Raw genomic sequence first — 305 nt, forward strand, 5'->3', positions numbered from 1 at the left:
ATTAATTTATCAAAAAAAAGATTTGCATCTATAAACTCAAACAAAGCATTTTCATAATTTAATATTTCATTAAAAAAGTCATGTACTTCTATTAGTTCTTGATCTAAAATATCAAATATTTCATTCGCTTTTTTGCTTTTTTGTTTGTCGCGTTTCTCATTATGAAATTTTAAAATTTGTTTTTCAATATCGTTTAATTCATTCTCTTTCTTGAAATGTAAAATATTTTCCATTTCGCCAATATGGACATCAAAATTATTTTTTGAAATTTCTAATCCTTTTGACAGAATGGAAATAAGTTCCTG

Annotated in this window: 1 protein-coding gene; it reads right to left on the reverse strand. The window is 23.0% G+C overall.

All coding sequences use genetic code 11. The annotated features are described in order from the left end of the window. Positions 1-305, reverse strand: a 305-nt coding sequence (locus tag JM658_RS17060; RefSeq protein WP_236961113.1) for a hypothetical protein, incomplete at both ends; no start/stop codon positions are given.

It is taken from the genome of Joostella atrarenae, from assembly GCF_021764745.1.
Taxonomy (GTDB): Bacteria; Bacteroidota; Bacteroidia; order Flavobacteriales; family Flavobacteriaceae; genus Galbibacter; species Galbibacter atrarenae.